Source organism: Polaromonas sp. P3_C2 (genome assembly GCF_056402675.1).
Genome location: NZ_JBFUGX010000112.1, coordinates 1 through 8,494 on the forward strand (window position 1 = coordinate 1; position 8,494 = coordinate 8,494).

Here is an 8,494-nt window from a genome sequence, read left to right on the forward strand (position 1 = left end):
GGTCTACACGCTCCACCTTGAGCACGTCAAGCGCCGTCCAGACGTATTCGGGCGGGCCTTCCTCGCCGGCGTGGGCCACCAGGTGAAAACCCAGCTCACGGCAGCGCGCAAACACGCGGGCAAACTTCTCGGGCGGGTTGCCAACCTCGTTGACCCACACCACCTTGGTCTTGACCTTGGGGTTGACCGACTGCGCGCCCAGCGTGAAGCTGTTGATGTTGCGCACCACTTCAGGAATCGGCACCGAGCCGACCACGCCCAGCGTGCCGGTCTTGCTCATCTTCCCCGCGATCACGCCGGCCATGTAGGCACCTTCGTAGGTGCGGCTGTCATAGGTGCGCATGTTCTCGGCCTGCTTGTAGCCGGTGGCGTGTTCGAACTTCACACCCTTGGTATCGGCCGCAACCTTGAGCATGGGCTCCATGTAGCCGAACGTGGTACCAAAGATCAGCTTGGCGCCGTTATTGGCCATGTCGCGGATTACGCGCTCGGCGTCGGCCGACTCGGGTACTTTCTCGACGAAGCTGGTGACGACCTTGTCGCCATAGGCTTTCTCCACAGCCTTGCGGCCATTGTCGTGCGCAAAGGTCCAGCCGCCGTCGCCCACAGGGCCTACATAGGCAAATGCGATTTTCAGGGGCTCGACCTTGGCAGGCGCTGCCGCCGCTGGCGCGGGTGCGGCAGGCGCCGCTGCCGGCTCTTCCTTCTTGCCGCAGCCCATCAGGGCTGCCCCAGCCACAGCCGACAAGGCCGCCAGCTTCAGCAGGGAACGTTTTTGCAGGTCAGTCATGTGAACTCGCTTTCRTTTTTAGGAAATGACATTGAAATGAAAAGTGGAACGGTAAGGCGAAAAAAAGCAATTATGCGGCGGATCGACCTTAAAACACCATCAGGCCCCCGGGTAAAAGGGCTTGCCGATGGAGCTGGGCATGTTGACGCGAATCCACAGCGGGTTGCGCGAGATCAGGACCAGCACCACGATGGTGGACAGGTAGGGCAGCATGCTCAGGAACTGCGTAGGCATGTTCACGCCCAGGCTTTGCAGGTGAAACTGCAACATGGTCACGCCGCCGAACAGGTAAGCACCCAGCAAAACCCGTGCCGGTCGCCAGGTGGCAAAGGTGGTGAGCGCCAGCGCGATCCAGCCCTTGCCCGCGATCATGCCCTCGACCCACAGCGGTGTATAGACCACCGACACATAGGCGCCGGCCAGCCCACACAGTGCGCCGCCGGCCACGACCGCCGCCAGGCGTATTCGTCGCACCGGGTAGCCCAACGCATGCGCCGACTCAGGGCTCTCACCGACCGAGCGCAGCACCAGGCCGGCGCGCGTGCGGTACAAGAACCAGATCAACCCGGCCGTCAGCGCCATGGCGATGTAAACCATGGGATGCTGACGGAACAGCGCTGGGCCCACGAGCGGAATGTCAGCCAGAAAGGGAATTGGGTACTGCGACTGCTCGGGCAACTTCTCTTGCACATACTTGATGCCGGCAAAGGCCGAGAAACCCGCACCGAAGAGGCTGAGTGCCAGCCCCGTGGCGTACTGGTTGGTATTGAGCCAGATCACCAGCACGCCGAAAACCGCGGCCAGGAAAGCGCCTGCCGCCATGCCGGCCACAAAGCCCAGCCAGGTGTTGCCGGTGTGTACCACCGTGGCAAAGCCTGCAATGGCCGCGCACAGCATCATGCCCTCGGCGCCGAGGTTGACGATGCCGGCTTTCTCATTGATGAGCAGGCCTAGCGCGGCGATGGCCAGCACGGTGCCGGCGCTGAGTGTGGCCGCGATGAGCAATGCGGTGGAGTCCATCAGCCGGCTCCTTTCACAAGGTCGGTCGAAGCAGGCGCTGCTACCGGCGTGGGGATGGGCCTGGTCAGCTTGAGGCGGTACGCGATAAGCGTATCGCAGGCCAGCAGGCTGAAGAGCAGCAGGCCCTGGAACACGCCGGTGATCGACTTGGGCAGCCCCAGGCGCGACTGCGCTAGCTCGCCGCCTATATAAAACATGCTCATCAGGATGGCGGAGAACACCACGCCGACCGGATGCAACCGCCCGACGAAGGCGACGATGATCGCGGCAAAACCATACCCCGCCGGCACATAAGGCGTGAGCTGGCCAATGGGGCCGGCCACTTCGAGCGCGCCTGCCAGGCCCGCCGCGGCGCCCGATGTCAGCAGCGCCAGCCACAACGCACGACGCGATGAAAACCCGGCATAGCGCGCGGCCGCAGGTGCGAGGCCACTGACCTCATGCCGAAAACCCGCGTGTGTGCGGAACATGAACAGCCACAGCCCGGCCACGCCCACCAGTGCGAGCACGATGCCGATGTTCACACGCGAGCCCTGCATCAGCCGCGGAATCTGCGTCACGGCCTCGAAGGTTTTGGTTTGCGGAAAGTTGTAGCCGTTGGGGTCTTTCCAGGGGCCGAAGACAAGGTAGTTCAGCACCATCTCCGCCACATAGACCAGCATCAGGCTGACCAGGATTTCATTGGCGTTGAAACGGTCGCGCAGCAAGGCGGTGATGCCGGCCCACACCATGCCGCCCGCAAGGCCTGCCAGCAATATGGCCGGAACGATCCAGGGACCCGTGGTTTTTTCAGCCAACAGCGCCACGCCGCCTGCGGCGATCGCACCCATGACGAACTGGCCTTCGGCGCCGATGTTCCAGACATTGGAGCGAAAACACACCGCCAGCCCCAGCGCGATGATGAGCAGCGGCGTGGCCTTGACCAGCAGTTCCCCGATCGCGTAGGGCGACTTGATAGGTTCCCAGAAAAACACCTGCATGCCCTTGACGGGGTCTTTGCCCAGCGCCACAAACAGCGCCACGCCGATCAGCACGGTAATCAGCAGAGCCAGCACCGGAGAGGCATAGCTCCAGAAGGAAGACGGCTGGGGACGAATCTCGAGCCTCATGCCGAGGCCTCCGCCGTGGTTTGTGTTGTCTCTGCCTGGTGCGTGCCGGCCGCCCAGAGCCCGCTCATCCACTGCCCCACCAGTTCCACCGTGGCGTCGGCGCGCGGCAGCGAGGGCGAGAGCTGACCCTTGGCCATCACATAGAGCCGGTCGCAGATGTCAAACAGTTCTTCGAGCTCTTCACTCACCACCAGCACCGCGCAGCCGGCATCGCGCAGCTTGAGCAACTCGCCACGTATTTGCGTGGCCGCCCCCACATCAACACCCCAGGTGGGTTGCGAAACGATCAGCAGCTCAGGCTGCGCGTCAATCTCGCGACCCATGATGAACTTCTGCAGGTTGCCGCCCGACAGCGACTTGGCCACCGCCTGCGGCCCGCCGGACTTGACCTTGTAGTCGGCAATGATGCGGGCTGCCTGCGCCTGCAGGGCGCCGCGGTCAAGCCAGCCGCTTTTGCCAACAGCCTCCTTGCGCGTGAGCAACAGGTTGCGTGCCAGCGAAAGCGATGGCACGGCGCCACGCCCCAGGCGCTCTTCAGGCACAAAGTGCAGGCCCAGCGCGCGCCGGCCGCCAGGGCCGAACTTGCCCACCGGCTGGCCTTTGACTTTGATCGCATCGCTGGCGGCGCGGGTGTCTTCGCCCGACAGTGCATAAAGCAACTCTTTCTGGCCATTGCCCGACACACCGGCAATGCCGACCACCTCGCCGGACCGCACCTGCAACGCGATCTGGTGCAGGTCGACGCCGAACTGGTCTTCCTTTTGCACGTCGAGTTGCTTCACGTCGAGCACCACGGCGCCGGCGCGCACCTCGCGGTGCTCCAGCGCGGGCGGCTCAGCGCCAATCATCAAACGGCTCAGCGAGGCATTGGACTCCTGCCGCGGATCACAGAAACCGGAAACCTTCCCGCCACGCAACACCGTGCAGGCAGTGCACAGCGCGCGGATTTCATGCAGCTTGTGGCTGATGTACAAAATACTGCAGCCCTGTGCAGCCAGCGTTCTCAGCGTGACAAACAGGTTCTCGACCGCCTGGGGCGTCAGCACCGAGGTGGGCTCGTCCAGGATCAGCAGCCGCGGATGCGTGAGCAGCGCCCTGACAATTTCCACCCGCTGCCGCTCGCCCACGCTCAGGGTGTGCACGGGACGTGTCGGGTCCAGCTGCAGGCCATAGGCTTGTGTCGTCTGCAGGATGCGCTGCGAGACTTCGGCCAGCGTGAGGTGTTTGTCCAGCCCCAGCCAGACGTTCTCGGCCACCGTCAGCGTGTCAAACAGGCTGAAGTGTTGAAACACCATGCTGATGCCCAGCGCCCGCGCCTCGTGCGGGTTGCGCACAGCCACCGGTTTGCCGTCCATCGCCACGCTGCCGGCGTCGGGCTTGACCGAGCCGTAAATGATCTTCATCAGTGTCGATTTGCCCGCGCCGTTTTCACCGAGCACGGCGTGGATTTCACCGGGCTGCACTGTCAGCGAAATGCCGCTGTTGGCCACCACGCCGGGGTAGCTTTTGGTGATGCCGGAAAGCTGCAGCCGCGGCGGCTGGCCGGGCGGGCTGTCAGTCTGGGGCGAGGCTACGGTCATTGTCTCTGGGTATCCGGTTTTGTCGTCGGTTTATAGGTAATTCTGGCTGCAGCCCTTACGGGACGAGCGCAAGCAGCTATTCTTTTCGTAGCGTTGAGGCCACAGACTTGACACGCTCGCGCAGCCACCGGGCCGAGTTGGAGGCGTGTGTGCGTTCGTGCCAGAGCTGGTAATACATCATTCGGGGAAAGGCGATCGGGCTGGGCAGTATTTTCACCGGTAGCAGGCCGGCAAAGCGTTCGCAATACTGGCGCCCGGTGGTCATCACCAGCAAGCTTGATGCCACCATGGACGGCATCAGGCTGAAGTGCGGGCAGCGCACCGTGATGTTGCGCACCATGCCCAAGGTGTCGAGATGCTCGTCGATCACGCCCTTGGCGCCGGGGTGCGTGGCGGTGGGCGCGATGTGTTCGGCTTCCAGCCAGGTCGCGGCATCCCAGCCGCGGCGCACGGCCGGGTGCTCCTTGGCGACCAGGCAGACCACCTCGTCGCCGAAAAGACGTGCCATGTGCAGGTCGTCGGGCGGCGCGGCCCAGTTGCCTATGACGATGTCGGCCTGGCCTTGCGCCAGGTGCGTGCGGTAGTCGGATTCAGCGGACAGCGGGTGGATTTCGATATGGCAGAGCGGCGCCTGGGATTTGATCTGCGCCACCAGCTGCGGCAGGAAAGACGGGTCCAGGTAGTCGCTGGCCGCCAGGCGAAAGGTGGTCTGAGCGGTAGCCGGGTCAAACCCGCGCGCGTCACTGAACAACATGCCGGCCGCGCGCAAAATGCTGGCCGAGGGCTCGATCATGCGCAGGCCCGCATCCGTAGGCACCATGCCGGAGCCGGACCGCACCAGGATAGGGTCACCCGCCAGCGTGCGCAGGCGCTTGAGCGCCGCGCTGACGGCGGGCTGGTACATGCCCAGGCGGAGGGCGGCGCGTGATACGCTGCGTTCAGTAAGCACGGTGTTCAAGACCCTGATGAGATGGAGGTCTATCTTGTCGAAAAGCGCCTGGTCTTTCATACCTTTTCACCCATGCGGTTGATATGCACTTTTGTATGCTGGCCGCGGCGCGACTGTTTTAACCTGAAGCATGGCTGTCCCATCTTTTTCCAGACCCATCCGCTTCGTCAGGCGGGGTGAAGTTGTTTCCGTCAGCAATGTACCACCCAGCCGCACCCTGCTGGAGCTGCTGCGCGAGGACCTGGCCTGCACCGGCACCAAGGAGGGCTGCGGCGAAGGCGACTGCGGCGCCTGCACCGTGGTGCTGGGCGAGGCGACGGGCGGCAAGGTCGAATACCGTGCCATCAACAGCTGCATCCGGCTCGCGCATTCGGTGGACGGCATGGCGCTGTGGACGGTGGAAGACATTGCAGCGCAGGACGGCGCCTTGCACCCCGCCCAGCAAGCCATGGTGGACAAACACGGCTCCCAATGCGGCTTCTGCACCCCGGGCTTCGTGATGAGCCTGTTCGGCATGTACCAAAACCACGTCTGCCAAGGCGAGCCCATCACGCGGGAGCTGGCCCAGGAAGAACTCTCCGGCAATCTTTGCCGCTGCACCGGCTACCGGCCCATTCTGGAGGCCGCGCAGACCATGGGCGACCTGCCTCCGGTGCAGGTCGACGAAGCCAGTTTGCTACAAAAACTGGAGCTGCTCGCGCCCGCCCCTGTTGGGCTGGAGGCCGATTTGGCTTACAAATCACCCACCACGCTGATAGCCTTGCTGCAGGCCCGCGCCTCCCACCCCGGCGCCCAACTGGTGGCCGGCTGCACCGACGTGGGCTTGTGGGTGACCAAGCAGCACATGCAATTTGGCAAGGTGCTGGATGTCACCAAAGTGCGTGAACTGCGCCGCATTGAAGACTACCCGCATCACATCGCCATAGGCGCCGCCGTGACACTGGCCGACGCCTATGCGGCGCTGGTGAAAGACCGGCCGCAACTGCAAAACTTCGGGGCCCGCTTTGCCGGGCTGCCGGTGCGCAATTCCGGCACGCTGGGCGGCAACATCGCCAATGGCTCGCCGATTGGCGACTCCATGCCCTTGCTGATTGCACTAGGCGCAAACATCGTCCTGATGAGCGTGCGCGGCCACCGCGAAATGCCGCTGGAAGCGCTTTACACCGGCTACCGCAAGAACGTGATGGCGCCCGACGAAGTGCTGGCCTGGATCAAGGTGCCCAAACCGCAGCCCCGGGAGGCGATGAAGGTCTACAAAATCTCCAAGCGCTATGACGACGATATTTCCGCCGTCTGCCTGGCGATCAACCTGCAGATTGAAAATGGCATTGTCGTCAGCGCGTCGATAGGCGCAGGCGGCGTCGCCGCCACGCCGGTGCGAGCCACTCAGACTGAGGCAGTGCTGACGGAGAAACCCTGGACGCAGGCCACAGTCCAAAGCGCCATCACCACGCTGCGTGCCGAGTTCTCACCGATTTCAGACATGCGTGCCTCCGCGGCCTACCGCAGCCAGGTGCTGGGCAACCTGCTCCAGCGCTACTGGCTCGAAAGCCAGGGACTGCAGCAGATCAACCTAGCCAGCTTCCGGCTGGAGGAAGCCGCATGAACGCCGCGAAAGACATCTCCGTCAGCCGCGATGCGATGGCCGACCCGGACGTGCGCGCAGCCAACGCCCGCGCTGGCGATGTGCCCCCCGCAGACCTTGCGGAAAAAACGTCGCTGGCCCAAAAACCCGCAAGCACGCAGGCGGCGGGCCGCTCCACACCCCATGAAAGCGCCCGCGCGCAAGTCGCCGGCGCCGCCACCTATGTCGACGACATTCCGGAAGTGCGCGGCACGCTGCATGCCGCGCCCATTTTGTCGACCGTGGCACATGGCAGGCTGCTGGGCGTCGACACCACCGCGGCGCTGGCCATGCCGGGCGTGCGCGACGTGATCCTGGCGCGCGACATTCCGGGCGACCCGGTGCTGGGCAATTTCTCTCACGACGAGCCGGTGTTTGCACAAAACACGGTGCAGCACATCGGCCAGGTGATCGGCGTGGCGGTGGCCGACACCGTCATGCAGGCCCGCCGCGCCGCACGCAAGGTGGTGTGCAACATCGAGCCCCTTCCCGCCCTGCTGACCGTGCACGACGCGCTCAAGGCAGAAAGTTATGTGCTGCCGCCGGTCTTCGTGAAACGCGGCGACGCGGCAGCAGCACTCAAAAATGCGCCCCATGCACTGCACGGCACGCTGGAAGTCGGCGGCCAGGAACATTTCTACCTCGAAGGCCAGGTTGCCTACGTGGTGCCGCAGGAACAACACCAGTGGCTGGTCTATTCGAGCACCCAGCACCCCGGCGAGATCCAGCACTGGGTGTCGCACGCACTGGGCATTGCCAACCATGCGGTGCGCGTTGAATGCCGGCGCATGGGCGGCGGCTTTGGCGGCAAGGAAACGCAGTCGGGCCAGATGGCCGTTTGGGCCGCCATTGCCGCTCACAAGCTGCATTGCCCCGTCAAGCTGCGGCTGGACCGCGACGACGACTTCCTAGTTACCGGCAAGCGCCACCCCTTTGCGTATGAATACGACGTGGGCTTTGACGACACCGGCCGGCTCAGCGGCCTCAAGCTCATGATGGCGGTGAACTGCGGCTTCAGCGCCGACCTGTCGGGCCCGGTGGCCGACCGCGCGGTTTTCCACGCCGACAACGCTTACTTTCTGGAGGACGTGGAGATAGCGTCCTACCGCTGCAAGACCAACACGCAAAGCAACACCGCCTTCCGCGGCTTTGGCGGTCCGCAGGGCATGATCGTGATTGAAGCCATCATGGGCGACATCGCGCGCGCGCTGGGCCTGGACCCGCTGGCCGTGCGCAAACGCAACCTCTACGGCATCGGCGAGCGTGACGTCACCCACTACCAGATGAAGGTCGAGGACAACATTCTTGAGCCGCTGCTATCAAAACTGGAGCTGTCCGCGCTTTATTCACAACGCCGTCAGAAAATTTCTGCCTGGAACACTCAAAGCCCGGTCATCAAGCGCGGCATCGCCATCACACCCG

7 protein-coding genes are annotated in these 8,494 nt (G+C 63.9%); 2 read left to right on the forward strand and 5 right to left on the reverse strand.

Features of this window, described 5'->3' with window-relative positions; all coding sequences use genetic code 11:
• The 5 genes from AC1DWI_RS06975 to AC1DWI_RS06995 all read right to left on the reverse strand — a co-directional run.
• Positions 1–790, reverse strand: a 790-nt coding sequence (locus AC1DWI_RS06975; RefSeq protein WP_477724587.1) for a BMP family ABC transporter substrate-binding protein, incomplete at its 3' end; no start/stop codon positions are given.
• 99 nt (positions 791–889) lie between these two features.
• Complete coding sequence (locus AC1DWI_RS06980) at positions 890–1,810, reverse strand: ABC transporter permease (protein ID WP_477668119.1); 921 nt, start codon at positions 1,808–1,810, stop codon at positions 890–892.
• Positions 1,810–2,919: an ABC transporter permease gene (locus AC1DWI_RS06985; RefSeq protein WP_477668120.1), complete on the reverse strand. Its 1,110-nt coding sequence runs from the start codon at positions 2,917–2,919 to the stop codon at positions 1,810–1,812. Before AC1DWI_RS06985 ends, AC1DWI_RS06980 begins: the two co-directional genes overlap by 1 nt.
• Positions 2,916–4,499, reverse strand: coding sequence for an ABC transporter ATP-binding protein (locus AC1DWI_RS06990; RefSeq protein WP_477668121.1), 1,584 nt, complete (start codon positions 4,497–4,499; stop codon positions 2,916–2,918). Before AC1DWI_RS06990 ends, AC1DWI_RS06985 begins: the two co-directional genes overlap by 4 nt.
• Positions 4,500–4,575: 76 nt before the next feature.
• Complete coding sequence (locus AC1DWI_RS06995) at positions 4,576–5,508, reverse strand: LysR family transcriptional regulator (RefSeq protein ID WP_477668122.1); 933 nt, start codon at positions 5,506–5,508, stop codon at positions 4,576–4,578.
• A gap of 70 nt (positions 5,509–5,578) precedes the next feature.
• Between AC1DWI_RS06995 and xdhA the strand changes: the two genes are divergently transcribed.
• Both xdhA and AC1DWI_RS07005 read left to right on the forward strand, forming a co-directional pair.
• Entirely contained in the window at positions 5,579–7,054 is a 1,476-nt protein-coding gene (gene xdhA, locus AC1DWI_RS07000) for a xanthine dehydrogenase small subunit (protein ID WP_477668123.1), read from the forward strand.
• The coding region (locus AC1DWI_RS07005) for a molybdopterin cofactor-binding domain-containing protein (protein WP_477724588.1) at positions 7,051–8,494 on the forward strand (1,444 nt) is incomplete at its 3' end. The genes xdhA and AC1DWI_RS07005, both read left to right, overlap by 4 nt.